Origin of the sequence: Mycolicibacter acidiphilus (genome assembly GCF_018455725.1) — a bacterium.
In the GTDB taxonomy this organism is placed as follows: Bacteria; Actinomycetota; Actinomycetes; order Mycobacteriales; family Mycobacteriaceae; genus Mycobacterium; species Mycobacterium acidiphilum.
This window is the reverse complement of the sequence record NZ_JAHCLR010000069.1, coordinates 1-18,165: the sequence shown is the minus strand read 5'-3', so window position 1 is coordinate 18,165 and position 18,165 is coordinate 1. Positions and strand designations below refer to the sequence as shown.

At 70.7% G+C, this 18,165-nt stretch carries 10 protein-coding genes and 1 pseudogene; 8 read left to right on the top strand and 3 right to left on the bottom strand.

Annotated features, from left to right (window positions below; all coding sequences use genetic code 11):
* Positions 1-1,647: glycoside hydrolase family 5 protein (locus KIH27_RS20560; protein ID WP_214094827.1), on the top strand; the 1,647-nt coding region annotated here is incomplete at its 5' end.
* Positions 1,648-1,939: 292 nt separating this feature from the next.
* Here the strand turns inward: KIH27_RS20560 and KIH27_RS20555 are convergent.
* Positions 1,940-2,500, bottom strand: coding sequence for a hypothetical protein (locus tag KIH27_RS20555; RefSeq protein ID WP_250150476.1), 561 nt, complete (start codon positions 2,498-2,500; stop codon positions 1,940-1,942).
* A gap of 78 nt (positions 2,501-2,578) precedes the next feature.
* Here KIH27_RS20555 and dprE1 point away from each other — a divergent pair, with 78 nt between their 5' ends.
* The 4 genes from dprE1 to KIH27_RS20535 all read left to right on the top strand — a co-directional run bounded on the left by dprE1 (position 2,579) and on the right by KIH27_RS20535 (position 10,034).
* Positions 2,579-3,973 carry a decaprenylphosphoryl-beta-D-ribose oxidase gene (gene dprE1 / locus KIH27_RS20550; RefSeq protein ID WP_214094826.1) on the top strand — a complete coding sequence of 465 codons (1,395 nt, stop codon included), beginning with the start codon at positions 2,579-2,581 and terminating at the stop codon, positions 3,971-3,973.
* Complete coding sequence (dprE2, locus tag KIH27_RS20545) at positions 3,974-4,738, top strand: decaprenylphospho-beta-D-erythro-pentofuranosid-2-ulose 2-reductase (RefSeq protein WP_214094825.1); 765 nt, start codon at positions 3,974-3,976, stop codon at positions 4,736-4,738.
* Positions 4,739-4,905: 167 nt separating this feature from the next.
* The gene (locus tag KIH27_RS20540) at positions 4,906-6,798 is read left to right on the top strand and encodes a galactan 5-O-arabinofuranosyltransferase (protein WP_214094824.1); all 1,893 of its coding nucleotides are present in this window, start codon (positions 4,906-4,908) and stop codon (positions 6,796-6,798) included.
* Complete coding sequence (locus KIH27_RS20535; protein ID WP_214094828.1) at positions 6,795-10,034, top strand: arabinosyltransferase domain-containing protein; 3,240 nt, start codon at positions 6,795-6,797, stop codon at positions 10,032-10,034. The genes KIH27_RS20540 and KIH27_RS20535 overlap by 4 nt, the downstream gene beginning before the upstream one ends.
* Positions 10,035-10,151: 117 nt before the next feature.
* Here the strand turns inward: KIH27_RS20535 and KIH27_RS20530 are convergent, their stop codons facing one another.
* The gene (locus KIH27_RS20530) at positions 10,152-10,436 is read right to left on the bottom strand and encodes a type II toxin-antitoxin system RelE family toxin (RefSeq protein ID WP_214094823.1); all 285 of its coding nucleotides are present in this window, start codon (positions 10,434-10,436) and stop codon (positions 10,152-10,154) included.
* Positions 10,433-10,732: a type II toxin-antitoxin system Phd/YefM family antitoxin gene (locus KIH27_RS20525; protein WP_214094822.1), complete on the bottom strand. Its 300-nt coding sequence runs from the start codon at positions 10,730-10,732 to the stop codon at positions 10,433-10,435. The genes KIH27_RS20530 and KIH27_RS20525 overlap by 4 nt, the downstream gene beginning before the upstream one ends.
* A gap of 174 nt (positions 10,733-10,906) precedes the next feature.
* Here KIH27_RS20525 and KIH27_RS20520 point away from each other — a divergent pair.
* From KIH27_RS20520 to KIH27_RS20510, 3 genes and pseudogenes are all read left to right on the top strand, one after another.
* Positions 10,907-11,203: pseudogene (locus tag KIH27_RS20520) on the top strand (hypothetical protein); the annotation flags it as partial.
* Positions 11,204-11,574: 371 nt separating this feature from the next.
* Positions 11,575-14,844 carry an arabinosyltransferase domain-containing protein gene (locus KIH27_RS20515; protein WP_214094821.1) on the top strand — a complete coding sequence of 1,090 codons (3,270 nt, stop codon included), beginning with the start codon at positions 11,575-11,577 and terminating at the stop codon, positions 14,842-14,844.
* Positions 14,841-17,999 carry an arabinosyltransferase domain-containing protein gene (locus KIH27_RS20510; RefSeq protein ID WP_214094820.1) on the top strand — a complete coding sequence of 1,053 codons (3,159 nt, stop codon included), beginning with the start codon at positions 14,841-14,843 and terminating at the stop codon, positions 17,997-17,999. Before KIH27_RS20515 ends, KIH27_RS20510 begins: the two co-directional genes overlap by 4 nt.
* Positions 18,000-18,165: the final 166 nt, after the last annotated feature.

The window sequence follows — 18,165 nt, the reverse complement described above, 5'->3', positions numbered from 1 at the left end:
GGGCTGCTGCTGGGCAACGGCGGGGCCGGTGGACACGGCGGCGACGGGCCGGACGGCGGTGACGGCGGCGACGGCGGCAACGCGACCGCGCTGTTCGGCGCCGGCGGGCACGGTGGCGACGCCGGCGACAGCGCAGTCGGCGGGGCGCCGACCGGTCCGCACCCGCTGCCGGCGCTGGGCGGCGCCGGCGGCCTGGCCGGGATGCTGGGCACCCACGGCGACGTCGGCCACTACGGCAGCGGCGTCACGATCACCACGAATCCGACCTGGGCGGACGCCCCCGGCGGCCAACTCTCGGTCGACGACAACTGGATCACCAACAGCGACGGGCAGGTCGTCATCCTGCACGGCGTCAACGAGGTCTACAAGGTCGATCCGTACACCCCGGCGGGCGGCGGGTTCGACGAGGCCGACGCGAAGCAGCTGGCGGCCGACGGCGTCACGATGGTGCGGGTCGGCCTGCTGTGGGAGGGTGTCGAACCGCAGCCGGGTGTCATCGATTACGCATACCTGGCCTCGATCGAGCAGACCGTGCAGCTGCTGGCCAAGTACCACATCGTCAGCCTGCTCGACATGCACCAGGACCTCTACGGGGACCACGTCGACGGCAGCGGCGCCGGCGACGGTGCGCCGGCGTGGGCGACCGACACCGGTGGGCTGCCGACCCCGGACGCCGGTTTCCCGTGGAACTACCCGCTCAGCCCGGGTGAGAACCACGCCTGGGACACGTTCTGGGCCAACGACACCACCTCCGCCTCCGGTGACCTCAAGCTGATGAACGCCTACGCGCACATGTGGCAGGCGGTCGCGGCGTACTTCAAGGGCAACCCGGACGTCGGCGGGTACGAGATCATGAACGAGCCATGGCCCGGGACGCCGTGGCTGGGCACGGTGCTGGGCAACCCGAGCTTCGACGCCCAGACGCTGACGCCGTTCTACAACCAGGTCGACGCGGCGATCCGCTCGGTGGACCCGAACACCACGGTGTACTTCGAACCGACCACGCTCACCGGCAACCTGCCGGTGCCGACCCACCTGGGCACGGTGGACGACGCCAACTCCGTCTACTCGTTCCACGACTACTGTTCCAGCACAGCGATTCTCGGCGACACCGACTTCGGCTGCGGGATCTGGGAGCAGCTCATCCAGGGCGACGCGGTGAATTACTCGCACGCGCACCACATCCCGGCGATGATCACCGAGTTCGGCAACACCGGCAACATCGGCAGCATCACCGACACCCTCAACGAGGCGAACAAGAACGGCTTCGGCTGGCTGTTCTGGGATTATGGCTTGGCGCAGAACCACTCCGGCCCGCCGACCGCGGACTCCGACGGCGTCAGCACCGGGGTGCTGGGCACCCTGGCGCAGGCCTACCCGCAGGTGGTCTCCGGCATCCCCAACGGCTGGTCGGTGAGCGACAACGGCACGCTGACGTTCAGCTACTCCACCGAGATGGCCGACGGCTCCGGCACTTTCGCGGCCGGATCGCAGACCACGATCTGGGTTCCGACCGAGGGCAACACCGTCGTCGTCACCGGCGGGCACGTCGTCTCCGGGGCGGGCGACGCCCACCACCTGGTGATCGCCTCCGATGCCGGCGCGAGCACGGTCAGCGTCACGGTGACGCCGACGGGAGCGCAGTAGCCCAGTCGCGGAATAGCACGGCAGCGCAGCCGCGGATTCGCCCAGCAGCGCGGCCGCGGGTTCACCCAGCAGCCTGGGAGAACCATCGGTTGTGCCCGCCTCTGCGCGACAATTCGCGGCCGGACATCACCGGCCACCGTCACCTAACACCTGTTGTCGCGCAGAGGCGGGCACGACGGCACATCCCCGGGACCCGTGACGGTCGCTACGGCGGCGGCAGTGGATAAACGAGAGAGGGGGCGGTGGGCACCGTCATCGCTGACATCGCCCACCGCCCCCTTCTACGGACGGTCTACTGCGAGCAGAGGTTGTCCAGCTCGGCGATCTGGCTCTTGAGCTCGTCGCGCAGCGGCTGCTGCACCTCGTCGGTCGGCACGTGGCCGGCCATGTAGTTGATGCTCAGCACCTGCAGGGTGTCGGCCATCGCGCCGACCGCCTTGGCCAGGTCGCCCGGGGCGGCCGGGTGCGACTCGAGCTGCTGGTGCAGGTAGGTGCCGCCGGCGGCCAGCGACAGCCGGGCGTTGGCGCCGACGGCCAGCTCACCGGCCGGGTCGCCCGGCACCGGGTTCTGCAGGTTGGTGTTGATCTGGGTGCCCTGCCGCACGACGCCCTGCGCCGCGCAGATCGCCGACTTGGCCTCGTCCTGCTGCGCACCGTTGTACTTGTGGTCGGTCGACGGCCGGAACCAGCCGAAGATGGCGAGCACGATCGCGATCACGGCCAGCGCCAGCGCGGCGATCGTCGGCACCGGCAGGCCACCCGACGCAGCGGTGGAAGAATCCGGAAAACCCGCGCTCTTGGGCTTGGGGGCCTTGGCGGTCGGGGCGGATTCGGACGCAGAGGATTCAGGCATTGCGCGATCGTAACCGGGCGGTACCGAATAGTCACGCATCAGGTGTCACATCCGGCGCGGGCGGTACCCTCTATCCCGATGTCCAGCACCGAACCCACCACCACGCCCCGGCGACTGACCGGCTGGGGCCGCACCGCGCCGAGCGTCGCGCAGGTGCTCAGCACCCCCGACCCCGAGGTGATCGCCGCCGCCGTGGCCCGCGTCGCCGACGACGGCGGACGCCTGGGCACCCGCGGCGTGATCGCCCGCGGGCTGGGCCGGTCCTACGGCGACAACGCGCAGAACGGCGGCGGCCTGGTCGTCGACATGACCGCGCTGGACCGGATCCACTCGATCAACGCCGACAAGGGCACCGTCGACGTCGACGGCGGGGTGAACCTGGACCAATTGATGAAGGCCGCCCTGCCGTTCGGGCTGTGGGTGCCGGTGCTGCCCGGTACCCGTCAGGTCACCATCGGTGGCGCGATCGCCTGCGACATCCACGGCAAGAACCACCACAGCGCCGGCAGCTTCGGTAATCACGTGCGCTCGATGGACCTGCTCACCGCCGACGGCAAGATCCGCCACCTCACCCCCTACGGCGAGAACGCGGAGCTGTTCTGGGCGACCGTCGGCGGCAACGGGCTGACCGGCATCATCCTGCGGGCCACCATCGCGATGACCCCCACCGAGACCGCCTACTTCATCGCCGACGGCGACGTCACCGCTGACCTGGACGAGACCATCGCCTTCCACAGCGACGGCAGCGAAGCCAACTACACCTACTCCTCGGCGTGGTTCGACGCGATCAGCGCGCCGCCGAAGCTGGGCCGGGCGGCTATCTCCCGGGGTTCGCTGGCCACGCTGGATCAGCTGCCGAAGAAGCTGCAGCGCAACCCGCTGAAATTCGATGCGCCGCAGCTGTTGACGCTGCCCGACGTCTTCCCCAACGGGCTGGCCAACAAGTACACGTTCGGGCCGATCGGCGAGCTGTGGTACCGCAAATCCGGCACCTACCGCGGCAAGGTGCAAAACCTGACGCAGTTCTATCACCCGCTGGACATGTTCGGGGAGTGGAACCGGGCCTACGGGCCGGCCGGATTCGGGCAGTACCAGTTCGTGGTGCCCACGGAGGCTGTCGAGGAGTTCAAGGGCATCATCCGCGACGTCCAGGCCAGCGGGCACTACTCATTCCTCAACGTGTTCAAACTGTTCGGGCCCGGCAACGACGCACCGCTGAGCTTCCCGATGGCCGGCTGGAACGTCTGCGTCGACTTCCCGATCAAGGCCGGCCTGAACGAATTCCTCAACGACCTGGACCGCCGGGTGCTGGAGTTCGGCGGCCGGCTGTACACCGCCAAGGACTCGCGCACCACCGCCGAGACCTTCCACGCCATGTACCCGCGCATCGACGAGTGGATCGCGGTGCGCCGCAAGGTGGACCCCGACGGGGTGTTCGCCTCCGACATGGCCCGACGTTTGGAGCTGCTGTAAATGGTGTTCGACGCAACCGGTAACCCGCAGGCCATCCTGGTCCTGGGCGGCACCAGCGAGATCGGCCTGGCGATCTGCGCGCGCTACCTGCGCAACGCATCCGCCCGGGTGATCCTGGCCTGCCTGCCCAACGACCCGGGCCGCGACGACGCCGCCAAGCAGATGCAGGCCGCCGGGGCGAAGTCCGTCGACGTCATCGACTTCGACGCCCTGGACACCGAGGCCCACCCGAAGACGATCGACGCCGCGTTCGCTGACGGCGACGTCGACGTGGCGATCGTCGCGTTCGGGATGGACGCCGACCCCGAGGAGCTCTGGCACAACCAGGCCAAGGCCGTGCAGGTCGCCGGCATCAACTACACCGCGGCCGTCTCGGTCGGCGTGCTGCTGGCCGAGAAGATGGGCGCCCAGGGCTACGGGCAGATCATCGCGATGAGCTCGGTCGCCGGCGAGCGGGTGCGCCGCTCCAACTTCGTCTACGGCTCCACCAAAGCCGGCCTGGACGGCTTCTACCTGGGCCTGTCCGAGGCGCTGCGCGAGGACGGGGTGAAGGTGCTGGTCATCCGGCCCGGAATGGTGCGGACCCGGTTCTCGGCGCACGTCAAGGAGGCGCCGCTCACCGTCGACAAGGAGCAGGTCGCCGAGTTGGCGGTCGCCGCGGCCGGTCGGGGCAAGCAGATCGTGTGGGCGCCGGGGGCGTTCCGCTACGTGATGATGGTGCTGCGGCACGTGCCGCGGGCGCTCTTCCGCCGACTGCCGATCTGACGCCATGCGCACCGGGCGCCGCGACCGTAACAGTCATCACAGCCGTAACGACGGCGGAGGATGTGCGGGTGTGCCCGCCTCTGCGCGACAAGTCCGCGTCATCGCCGTGTTGTCGCGCAGAGGCGGGCACAACACCACATGCCTCGCTTCTCGTGACAGGTGGAACCATGCGTAACGCCCTGACCGCCGCCGGCCGGACGGTGGCCCAAATCCTGCTGGCCGCCCTGCTCGCCACCGCCGTCGCCGTCGTCGCGCTGGTCGCGATCGCCCGGGTGCAGTGGCCGGCGTACCCGTCGTCGAACCAGCTGCACGCACTGACCACGGTCGGGCAGGTGGCCTGCCTTGCCGGCCTGTTCGGCTCCGGCTGGCTGTGGCGCCGGGGCCGACGGGCGGTCGCGTGGCTGGCCGGGGTGCTCGCCGTGTCGGCGTTCTCCGTGGTGACGCTGGCGATGCCACTCGGCGCCACCACCCTGTACCTGTTCGGGATCTCCGTCGACCAGCAGTTCCGCACCGAATACCTGACCCGGTTCGCCGACAGCCCGGCGCTGGCCGACATGACCTACCTCGGCCTGCCGCCGTTCTACCCGCCGGGCTGGTTCTGGCTGGGCGGGCGGGCCGCGGCGCTCACCGGGATGCCGGCCTGGGAGATCTGCAAGCCGTGGGCGATCACCTCGATCGCCGTGGCGGCCGCCGTCGCGCTGGTGCTGTGGAACCGGCTGATCCGCTTCGAGTACGCACTGGCGGTCACCGTCGCCTCCGCCGCGGTGACCCTGGCCTACAGTTCGCCGGAACCGTACGCGGCGATGATCACCGTGCTGACGCCGCCGGTGCTGGTACTGGCCTGGTCGGGTCTGCGGGCCGGGCTGCGCACGGGCGGCTGGGCCGCGGTCGCCGGCACCGGCGTCTTCCTGGGTTTCGCCGCCACCTTCTACACCCTGCTGGTGGGCTACACCGCGTTCACCGTCGTCCTGATGGCGCTGCTGCTCGCGGCGTCGCGCGCCTGGCGCCGAGCCGGCCTGAAGGCCACCATTGACCCACTGGTCAGGCTGGCCGTCGCCGGTGTCATCGCGCTGGCGATCGCGGCCACCACCTGGCTGCCGTACCTGCTGGCGACGCTGCACCGCCCGGTCAGCGAGAAGGGCAGCGCCCGGCACTACCTGCCCGGCGACGGCGCCGAACTGAGCTTCCCGATGCTGCAGTTCACGCTGCTCGGCGCGCTGTGCCTGCTCGGCACGCTGTGGCTGGTAACCCGCGCCACCAAGTCCACCCGCGCCGGCGCCCTGGCGATCGGGGTGATCGGCGTCTACGCCTGGTCGCTGCTGTCGATGGTGAGCACCCTGGCCCGCACCACGCTGCTCAGCTTCCGGCTGCAGCCGACGCTGACGGTGCTGCTGGCCGTCGCCGGGGTGTTCGGCTTCGTCGAGGGGGCGCAGGCGCTGGGCCGCGCCGCGCAGGGCTGGCAGAAGATCGTGAATCCGGCGGCGACGGCGCTCGGCGTGATCGGGGCCGTGGCGTTCAGCCAGCACATCCCGGAGACGCTGCGGCCCGACATCACCGTCGCCTACACCGACACCGACGGCCACGGGGTGCGCGGCGATCGCCGCCCCCCGGGCGCCGAACGGTACTACCCCGGCATCGACCAGGCGATCACCCGGCTCACCGGCAAGCCTCGCAACGAGACGGTGGTGCTCACCGCCGACTACAGCTTCCTGTCCTACTACCCGTACTGGGGATTCCAGGGGCTGACGAGCCACTACGCCAACCCGCTGGCGCAGTTCGGCGCGCGCGCCGCCGCCATCGAATCCTGGTCGGAGCTGGACACCGCCGCCGAGTTCACCGAAGCGCTGGACGCCCTGCCGTGGCCGGCGCCGACGGTCTTCCTGATGCGCGGCGCCGGCGCGGGGGCCGATGGCGCCTACACGCTGCGGCTGGCCAAGGACGTCTACCCCAACCATCCGAACGTCCGCCGCTACACCGTCGACCTGCCCGCCGCGCTCTTCAAAGGACCGGGGTTCCACGTCGAGCAGATCGGGCCGTTCGTGCTGGCGGTCCGTAGCTGAGTCGGCTCGGTTGGACTCCCCCGATAGCATCTAGGTCCGTGACCTCCCCGCACGACGGCTATCGGATCGCCCGCACCATCGCCGTCGTCGCCGGACTGCTCGGCGCACTGCTGGCGATCGCCACCCCGCTGCTGCCGGTCAAGCAGACCACCGCCGAGCTGAACTGGCCGCAGAACGGCGCACTGACCAGCGTGCAGGCGCCGCTGATCGGCTACGTCGCCACCGACCTCGACATCAGCATCCCGTGCCAGGCCGCCGCCGGGCTCACCAAGACCAATTCGGTACTGCTGTCCACCGTGCCCAAGCAGGCGCCCAAGGCCGTCGACCGCGGCCTGCTGATCCAGCGCATCAACGACGACCTGGTCCTCGTCGACCGCAACGTGCCGATCGTGGTGGCGCCGCTGGCGCAGGTGCTCTCCCCCGACTGCGAGAAGCTGACGTTCACCGGCCACGCCGAGAAGGTCACCGCCGAGTTCGTCGGCCTCAAGCAGGGCCGCAACGCCGAGCATCCCGGCGAACCGCTGCGCGGCGAGCGTTCCGGCTACGACTTCCGCCCGCAGATCGTCGGCGTCTACACCGACCTGTCCGGTGCCGCCCCGCCCGGCATGGACTTCACCGCCACCGTCGACTCCCGCTTCTCCAGCGCGCCGACACCGCTGAAGCTGGCGGCGATGATCGGCGGCGTCGCACTGACGCTGCTCGCGCTGATCGCCCTGCACATCCTCGACACCGCCGACGGCACCCGGCACCGCCGCTTCCTGCCGGCCCGGTGGTGGTCGGTGACCGGGCTCGACGCGCTGGTGATCGCGGTGCTCGGCTGGTGGCACTTCGTCGGCGCCAACACCTCCGACGACGGCTACATCCTCACGATGGCGCGGCTGAGCGAGCACGCCGGCTACATGGCGAACTTCTACCGCTGGTTCGGCACCCCGGAGGCGCCGTTCGGCTGGTACTACGACCTGCTGGCGCTCTGGTCGCACGTCTCCACCGCCAGCATCTGGATGCGGCTGCCGGTGCTGCTGATGGCGCTGGCGTCGTGGTGGCTGATCAGCCGCGAGGTGATCCCGCGACTGGGGCACGCCGTCAAGGGCAGCCGGGCGGCGGCCTGGACCGCGGCCGGCTTATTCCTGGCGTTCTGGCTGCCGCTGAACAACGGGCTGCGGCCGGAGCCGATCATCGCGCTGGGCATCCTGGCGACCTGGTGCTCGGTGGAGCGCGCGGTGGCGACCAGCCGACTGCTGCCGCTGGCGATCGCCCTGATCATCGGTGCGCTGACGCTCTTCTCCGGGCCGACGGGCATCGCCTCGATCGGCGCGCTGCTGGTGGCGATCGGTCCGCTGATCACGATCCTGCACCGCCGCTCCAAGCGGTTCGGGATGCTGCCGCTGCTGGCACCGCTGGCCGCCGCGGGCAGCCTGGCGATCATCGTCATCTTCCGCGATCAGACCCTGGCCGGTGAGGTCGAGGCCAGCACCCTGAAATCCGCCGTCGGGCCGAGCCTGGCCTGGTTCGAGGAGCACGTCCGCTACGAGCGGCTGTTCCTGGCCACCCCGGACGGTTCGGTGGCCCGCCGGTTCCCGGTGCTGGCGCTGCTGGTGGCGCTGGCGGTCAGCGTGGCGATGACGCTGCGCAAGGGCCGGATCCCCGGCACCGCGGCCGGGCCGAGCCGGCGGATCGTCGGGATCACGATCATCTCGTTCATCGCGATGATGTTCACCCCCACCAAGTGGACGCACCACTTCGGCGTGTTCGCCGGGCTGGCCGGTTCGCTGGGTGCACTGGCGGCCGTCGCGGTGGGTGCGACGGCGATGCGGTCCCGGCGCAACCGGATGCTGTTCACCGCGCTGGTGCTGTTCATCACCGCGCTGTCGTTCGCCAGCGTCAACGGCTGGTGGTACGTCTCGAACTTCGGGGTGCCGTGGGCCAACGCGTTCCCCAAGTGGCATCTGGCGTTCGCCACCGTGCTGGTGGGGTTGACGGTGCTGGCGCTGCTGACGGCCGCGTGGTTCCACTTCGTCGATGTTCGGGAGCCCGCATCGCGGCTTGCCCGGCTGACCGGCGCGCAGTTGGCGGTGGCGGCCTGGCTGCTGATCTTCTTCGAGGTGGCGTCGCTGACGGCGGCGATGCTCGGCCAGTACCCGGCGTGGACGGTCGGCCGGTCCAACCTGGACGCGCTGGGCGGCAAGGTCTGCGGGCTGGCCGAGGACGTGCTGGTCGAACCGGATCCCAACACCGGTTTCCTGGAGCCGATCCTGGCGCCCGATGAGACGGCCGCGGACGCGCTGGGCGCGGCGGTCGACACCGGCTTCCTGCCGGACGGGATTCCCGTCGACGTCTCCGCCGACCAGATGATCGGCCCGCCCGGTCTGGGCCGGCTTGCCGACGACGACATCGCCGCCGGCACCGACCCGGGCACCCAGGGCGGCGTCAGCTCGGCAGAGGGCATCAACGGCTCGCACGCCCGGCTGCCCTACCAGCTGGACCCGACGCACATCCCGGTGCTCGGCAGCTGGCGGCCGGGGGTGCAGGTGCCGGCGCTGCTGCGCTCGGCCTGGTACCGGCTGCCGGTCGCCGACGAGCGCGCCGCGGCCGGGCCGCTGCTGGTGGTGTCGGCCGCCGGGCGGTTCGAGCACGGCGAGGTGACGGTGCAGTGGGCAACCGACGCTGACATGGCCGCCGGGAAGGCCGGCGGCAGTGTCGACCTGGGTGATGTCGGGCCGACGCCGGCGTGGCGGAACCTGCGGGCGCCGCTCGCGGCGATCCCCTCGACTGCCACCGTGATCCGCGTCGTCGCCCGCGACGACGACCTGGCGCCGCAGCACTGGATCGCCGTCACCCCGCCGCGGATCCCGAAGCTGCAGACGCTGCAGCAACTGGTCGGCTCGGCTGACCCGGTGCTGCTGGACTGGCTGGTGGGTCTGGCGTTCCCCTGCCAGCGGCCGTTCGGGCACCAGAACGGGGTGACCGAGGTGCCGAAGTGGCGGATCCTGCCGGACCGGTTCGGCGCCGAGGCGAACTCGCCGGTGATGGACAACAACGGCGGTGGTCCGCTGGGCATCACCGAGCTGCTGGTGCATGCGACGACGGTGCCGAGCTACCTCAAGGACGACTGGTTCCGCGACTGGGGTGCCCTGCAGCGGCTGACGCCGTATTACCCGGATGCCGGGGTTGCGGAGCTGGATCTGGGTGTCGCCGTGCGGTCCGGGTTGTGGAGCCCGGCGCCGCTCCGCCACTGAACCCCTTTTTGCGCGACCGTGCACAGTTCCTCCCCCGCAAGCGGGCGGTACCCCCAAGCATTTCCCCAGGTCGGGGTGGTGAACTCTGCACGCGGGATGGCGGGCGAGCCAATGCACCTAGGACCGGTGGTAGACCTGCGGCCGATGCTCGATGTCGAGGACCTGGACCGTGAGCCCGCCCTCGTCGATGCGGTAGACGATCCGGTAGGTGCCGCGACGCGCGCCGTGACAACCGGCGAGCGGCCCGAACAGCGGTTTGCCGACCCGGTGCGGGTTGACGGCCAGCGCGTTGTCGCAGAACTCCAGCACCGCGGCCGCTACTGCTTCGGGTAGCCGTTCGGTGATCGCCCGGCGGGCGGCCGGCTGGAAGCGGATCTCGTACCGCCGTGGCGGTTCGGTCATCTGCCGGTGACGCGGCGGCGGGCCAGGTCCTGCCGAACGGTATCCAGATCGACACCCGGGTCGCCGACTTCTAGCGAGGCCAGGCTCTCCGACAGGCGGGCGACGGCATCGGTGTCGCCGAGAATCTCCAGCGTCATCTCCATGCCCTCCAGGTCGTCGACCGCGAGCAGCACCGCCTCGGCCTCGCCGTTACGGGTCAGGGTGATGCGCTCGTGCTGCTGACGAACCCGCCTGGCCAGTTCGGAGAGCCGGGCCTTGGCTTCCGACAGCGGTACGGAGGTGGCAGCGACAGTCATGTGCGCGATTGTAGTCCGCACTAGTCAGATAATTGACCAGTAATGCCGTCGTTCCCCGCTCTTGTCGCAGTCGCCCCACCCGCCCCGGCCGTCACCGGTCTGGGGGATGTGCGGTTGTGCCCGCCTCTGCGCGACAGTGCGCGACTCGTCGGACCCCGGTGGCATGGTCACGCCATGACGACCGAACTTCGCTTGCTGAGCAGTATCGAACTGCGCTACGTCCTCACGCTGTTCCTGTTCGACTACGGGCCCGCCACCGTCGCCGAACTGGCGCGCGGGGTCACCGCGCAGGGGTTCGCCACCCGCGGGCGGGCCTCCAAGGTCATCTCGGACGCGCTGCGCTGGGAGTGCGGATACGACCGGGTACGACGGCTCCGGCGCGGTTGGTACGGCCCGGGGTGGATGCCGCGTGGCACCGAGCACCGCATCCATACGCGGGTGTGGGCGCTGCGCACCGAGGTCGGCTCCCGCGCGCCCGGCCCACCCCGCCGCGACATCGCCGATGCCCTCGCCGTCCCCGGCCGACGGCCACCGCCCGGGGAATTCGCCCGAGACTCCGACCGCGGCTTCGGTTCCGACCTCGACGGTGAGTTCGGCCTGGACTGACCCCGGCCCGGCCCCTCCCCGCCTCGCCCGGCCCCGCCCTGCCCGGCCCCGCCTCACCCGGCCGCCCCGCCTCGCCCGGCCCGGCCCCGCCTCACCCGGCCCCTGACCTAACACCCGTTGTCGCGCAGAGGCGGGCACCACGGCACATCCCCCAGACCGGTGACCACTGAGACAGATGCGACCGGGCCGCCAGCGGGTCCCGAACCCGGGCACGCCGTCGCCTAGCATCAAAGCTCGTGTCCTCCCCTGATGACCAGCGCACGAAGCCGTCACCTCCCCGGTTCGCCAGGCTGATCGCGGTCCTCGCGGGCCTCGCCGGAATCCTGCTCTGCGGCCTGACCCCGCTGCTGCCGGTGAAGCAGACCACCGCGACGATCCTGTGGCCGCAAGGCACCACCGACGGCCACGTCGGTGACATCACCGCACCGCTGGTCTCCGGCGCCCCGCGCAGCCTGGACATCACGATCCCCTGCGCCGCGATCGCCACGCTGCCGGCCAACGGCGGCCTGGTGCTGTCCACGGTGCCGGCCGGCGGGGTGGACGCCACCGCGCACGGCCTGTTCGTGCTGGCCAACAAGACCACCGTCACCGCCGCCTACCGCGACAACGTCGCCGCCGCCGCACCGCGGGCCAAGCTCGGCGAGTGCAGCGAACTGCGACTGTGGGCGAACGCCGGCGGTGTCGGCGCGGACTTCGTCGGCATCCCCGGCGCCACCGGCACCCTGCCCACCGAGAACAAGCCGCAGATCGGCGGTATCTTCACCGACCTGAAAGTCGCCCCGCAGCCCGGCCTGCAGGCCCGCATCGACGTCGACACCCGGTTCATCACCAGCCCGACCGTGCTGAAGGCGGGCGTGATGGCGCTGGGCGTGCTCGCGGTGGCCGCGGCCATCCTGGCGCTGGCGGTACTGGACCGGCACACCGGTCACCGCAGCCCGCGCATCCGTCGTCGCAGCAACCCGGTGACGTGGCTGGCCGACGCCGGCGTCCTGGGCACCCTGGCGCTGTGGCACGTGATCGGCGCGATCTCCAGCGACGACGGCTACAACCTCACGATGGCCCGCAACGTCGCGCACGCCGGGTACGTCCCCAACTACTACCGGTTCTTCGGCACCACCGAGGCGCCGTTCGACTGGTACCCGAGCCTGCTCGGCCGCCTCGCCGAGGTCAGCACCGCCGGCGTGTGGATGCGGCTGCCCGCCACGCTGGCCGGGATGGCCTGCTGGCTGATCATCAGCCGCCGCGGCCTGCCCCGGCTGGGCCGGCTGCCCGGTGACCGGGTGGCCGTGCTGACCGCCGCGATGATGTTCCTGGCCGCCTGGCTGCCGTTCAACAACGGCCTGCGGCCGGAGCCGCTGATCGCGCTGGGCACGATGGCCGTCTGGATGCTGGTGGAGCGCACCATCGCCACCCGCCGGCTGGCCCCGGCCGCCGTCGCGATCGTCGTCGCGGTGTTCACCGTGACGCTGGCGCCGCACGGGCTGATCGCGCTGGCCCCGCTGCTCACCGGCGCCCGGGCCATCGAAGGGGTGATCCGGCGCCGTCGCGGCACCGACGGGCTGGCCGCGCCCCTGCTCACCCTGGGCGCAGCGGCCTCGGCGCTCGCCGTGGTGGCCTGCCGGTCGCAGACCCTGGCCGCGGTCGCCGAGTCCGCCCGGATCAAATACGTCGTCGGCCCCACCATCGCCTGGTACCAGGAGTTCCTGCGGTACTACTTCCTGACCGTCGAGGACAACGTCGACGCGTCGATGACCCGCCGGTTCGCGGTGCTGGTGATGCTGTTCTGCATGTTCGCGATGCTGGTGGTGCTGCTGCGCCGCGGGCGGATCGCCGGGGTGGCCAGCGGGCCGGCCTGGCGGCTGATCGGGTCGACGGCGGTCGGGTTGCTGCTGCTGACGTTCACGCCGACGAAGTGGGTGGCGCAGTTCGGCGGGTTCGCCGGCCTGGCCGGAGCACTGGGCGCGGTCACCGCGTTCACGTTCGCCCGCGTCGGCCTGCACAGCCGGCGGAACCTGACGCTGTACGTGACCGCGCTGCTGTTCCTGGTCGCCTGGGCCACCTCCGGCGTGAACGGCTGGTTCTACGTCGGCGGCTACGGGGTGCCGTGGTTCGACATCCCGCCGGTGATCGCCAGCAAACCGGTCACGTCGATGTTCCTGGCGCTGTCCATCGCAACGGGACTGCTGGCCGGTTGGCAGCACTTCCGGCTGGACTACGCCGGACACACCCAGGTGGCGGCGACCCGGCGCAACCGGATCCTGGCGTCCACACCGCTGTTGGTGCTGGCCACGCTGATGGTGCTGCTGATGGTCGGCTCGATGGCCAAGGCCGCAGCCGGCCGCTACCCGGCGTACACCACCGCCAAGGCCAATGTCGACGCACTGCTGTCCCCGACGTCGTGCGCGATGGCCGACGATGTGTTGATCGAGCCGGACACCAATGCCGGTCTGCTGCAACCGATCCCGGGCCAGACCTATGGCGAGCTCGGCCCACTGGGCGGCGCCGACCCGTACGGCTTCACGCCGAATGCCGTCGACGACGACCTGTCCTCGCTGGCGGTGATCGCCAAGCCCGGCGTCGTCAACGCCGACGCCTCCCCGAACAAGCCGTCCGCCAACCAGTCCGACGCCGCGGGCACCGCCGGCGGCAAACTGCCCGACGACGCCCCCGCCGGCGTCAACGGCTCCCGGGTGGCACTGCCGTTCGGGCTGGACCCCGCGAACACACCGGTGCTGGGCTCCTACAAGGAGCAGGTCGCCGCGCACGCCACCTCCGTCTGGTACCGGCTGCCGGAGCCAGACCGCCGTGCCGAGCGCGCCCCCATCGTCGTGGTGACCGCCGCCGGCGCCATCTGGTCGCACGGCGAGGACGGCAAGCTCGACTACGGTCAGCCGCTGAAACTGGAGTGGGGCCACACCGAGGCCGACGGCACGGTGAAGGGCGCCGGTGAGGTCGAGCCGATCGACATCGGGCCGCAGAACTCCTGGCGCAACCTGCGGTTCCCGCTGAAGTGGGCGCCGCCGGGCACCGACGCGGTGCGGATCGTCGCCAACGACCCGAACCTGTCCACCGAGCAGTGGATCGCGTTCACCCCGCCCCGGGTGCCGCTCGTCAAGACCATCCAGCAGCTGATGGGGTCGGCGACGCCGGTGCTGCTCGACATCGCCGTCGCCGCGAATTTCCCCTGCCAGCAACCGTTCACCGAGCATCTCGGCATCGCCGAACTGCCGGAGTACCGGATCATGCCGGACCACAAGCAGACCGCCGCGTCGTCGAACCTCTGGCAGTCCGCCGAGGACGGCGGGCCGTTCATGATCACCCAGGCCATGCTCTGGACGACGACGGTCCCGACCTACCTGCGTGACGACTGGTACCGGGACTGGGGGGCCGTCGAGCAGTATCACCGGCTGATCCCCGCCGCCAAGGCTCCGGCCGCGGCCGTCGAGCAAGGCACCCTGACCGTCACCGGCTGGAGCCGGCCCGGACCGATTCGAGCACTGCCATGAGCATTCGGATGACCCGCTGGGTCGCCGCCGTCGCCGGCCTGATCGGCTTCCTGCTGGCGATCGCCACCCCGCTGCTGCCGGTGGTGCAGACCACCGCGACGCTGAGTTGGCCACAGCACGGCCAGGTGAACAGCGTTACCGCGCCGCTGATCTCGCAGACGCCGATCTCCCTGGAGGTCACCGCGCCGTGCGCGCTGGTGCGCGAACTGCCCGCCGCGGGCGGCACCCTGCTGGCCACCGCGCCGGCGAAGGGTAAGGACGCCGCACTCAACGGGCTGTTCATCACCGTCACCGAGAAGCGCGTCGACGTCACCGACCGCAACGTGGTGCTGGCCACCGCACCGCGGTCCAAGGTCGAGTCCGACCAGTGCACCGACATCACCGTCACCTCGTCGCACGCCGGCACGTTCGCCACCATCGGCGGCGTCACGCAGCGTTACGGCTGGGGTGACCCGAACCTGCGGCCGCAGATCGTCGGCGTCTTCACCGACCTGACCGGCGCGGCGCCGCAAGGCCTTTCGTTGAACGCCACCATCGACACCCGGTTCTCCACCAAGCCGACCGGGTTGAAGCTGGCCGCGATCCTCGGGGCGATCCTGGCGACCGTGGTCGCCGTGATCGCGCTGTGGCGGCTGGACCGGCTCGACGGCCGACGGATGCAGAAGCTGATCCCGGCCCGCTGGCGGTTCTGGTCATGGGCCGACGTGGCCGTGGTGCTGGGCTTCGTCGTCTGGTACGTGATCGGCGCGAACTCCTCCGACGACGGCTACATCCTCGGCATGGCCCGGGTGGCCGACCACGCCGGCTACATGAGCAACTACTTCCGCTGGTTCGGCAGCCCGGAGGACCCGTTCGGCTGGTACTACAACCTGCTGGCGCTGATGACGCACGTCTCCGACGCCAGCATCTGGATCCGGCTGCCCGATCTCGTTGCGGGACTGGTCTGCTGGCTGCTGCTCTCCCGTGAGGTGCTGCCGCGGTTCGGGCCGGCGGTGGCCGCGAGCCGCCCCGCCCTGTGGGCGGCCGGCCTGGTGCTGCTGGCGGCGTGGATGCCGTTCAACAACGGCCTGCGCCCGGAGGGGATCATCGCCGTCGGCGCACTGGTCACCTGGGTGCTGGTGGAGCGGGCGATCATCTCCGGCCGGCTGACCCCGGCGGCGCTGGCGATCATCTGCGCGGCGTTCACGCTCGGCATCCAGCCGACCGGTCTGATCGCGGTGGCGGCGCTGCTGGCCGGTGGCCGTCCGCTGCTGCGAATCCTGGCCCGCCGGCACCGGATTCACGGCACCTGGCCGCTGGTGGCGCCGCTGCTGGCGGCCGGCGTGGTGATCCTGACCGTGGTCTTCGCCGACCAGACGCTGCGGGCGGTGCTGGAGGCCACCAGGATTCGCACGGCGATCGGCCCCAGCCAGGCCTGGTACACCGAGAACCTGCGCTACTACTACCTGATCCTGCCGACCGTCGACGGGTCGCTGTCCCGGCGGTTCGGGTTCCTGATCTGCGCGCTGTGCCTGTTCACCGCGATGTTCATCATGTTGCGCCGCAAGCGGATCGCCGGTGTGGCCAGCGGGCCGGTGTGGCGGCTGATCGGCGTCATCCTGGCGACGATGTTCTCGCTGATGTTCGCGCCGACCAAGTGGGTGCACCACATGGGCCTGTTCGCCGCGGTGGCCGGGGCGATGGCGGCGCTGACGACGGTGCTGGTGTCGCGAGCGGTGGTGCGCTGGTCGCGCAATCGGATGGCGTTCGCCGCCGCGGTGCTGTTCGTGCTGGCGCTGTGCTTCGCCTCCACCAACGGTTGGTGGTACGTCTCCAGTTACGGGGTGCCGTTCAACGCCGCCATGCCGAAGATCGGCCCGATGACGGTCAGCACGATCTTCTTCGTGCTGTTCGCGATCACCGCACTGTGGGCGCTGTGGCTGCACTTCGCGCCGCGGGACCGCGGTGAGGGCCGCCTCGCCCGGGCGGTGACGTTCGCACCGGTGCCGGTGGCCGCCGGGTTCATGGTGGTGGTGTTCGTCGGTTCGATGGTGATCGGAATCGTCCGCGAATACCCCAGCTATTCCAACGGATTGGCGAACGTGCGGGCGTTCGTCGGCGGCTGCGGTCAGGCCGACAACGTGCTGGTGGAACCGGACCCCAACGACGGCGCGCTGACCCCGCTGGCCGGTGATTACGGCCCGCTGGGTCCGCTGGGCGGCGTCGACCCGGTCGGGTTCACCGCCTCCGGTGTGCCGGAGAAGGTGGTGGCCGAGGCGCTGCGGATGAGCATCACCCAGCCCGGCACCGACTACGACTGGGACGCCCCGAAGAAGCTGAAAGCACCCGGTGTCAACGGCTCCACCGTCCCGCTGCCCTACGGGCTGGACCCGGCCCGGATCCCGTTGGCCGGTAGCTACTCCACCGACGGTCAGCAGGAGAGCCGGCTGACATCGGCGTGGTACACGCTGCCCGCCCGCGACGACGCGCACCCGCTGGTGGCCGTCACCGCGGCCGGCACCATCGCCGGCAACAGCGTGCTCAAGGGCTACACCACCGGGCAGACGGTGGCGCTGGAGTACGGGCTGCCCGGCCCGGACGGTGTGCCGGTCGCCGGCGGGCGGGTCACCCCCTACGACCTGTTCGGCGAGTGGCCGCGGATGTGGCGCAACCTGCGCTACCCGCGCTCGGCGATCCCGGCCGACGCGATCGCGGTTCGCATTGTGGCCGTGGACAAGTCGCTGAACCCGCGGGAATGGATCGCATTCACGCCGCCGCGGCTGCCGGAGGTGAAGACCATCCAGGAGTACATCGGCTCCGAACAACCGGTGCTGCTGGACTGGGCGGTCGGGCTGGCGTTCCCGTGCCAGCATCCGATGCTGCACGCCAACGGCGTCACCGAGGTGCCGAAGTACCGGATCACCCCGGACTACAACGCCAAGAAGCAGGACACCGACACCTGGCAGGACGGCGTGAACGGCGGCCTGCTCGGCATCACCGACATGCTGCTGCGGGCGCACGTGATGGCCACGTACCTGAACTACGACTGGGGCCGCGACTGGGGTTCGCTGCGGCAGTTCGACGTGATCAGCCCGGCTGATCCCGCCGAGTTGGAGTTGGGCAGCGCGGTGCGCTCCGGCTGGTGGTCGCCCGGCAAGATCCGGATCGGGCCCTAGCCTCCCGGCGACCGTGCACAACTCACCGGCATTCCCCCAGGTCGGGGCGGTGAGTTCTGCACGGTCAGGGTGAGGGCGCACCCACCCCCACCCACGAGCGTGCACAACTCACCAGCATTCCCCCAGGTCGCGGGCTGTTGCGGAATTGGTTTGGTCGGTGGGGTTG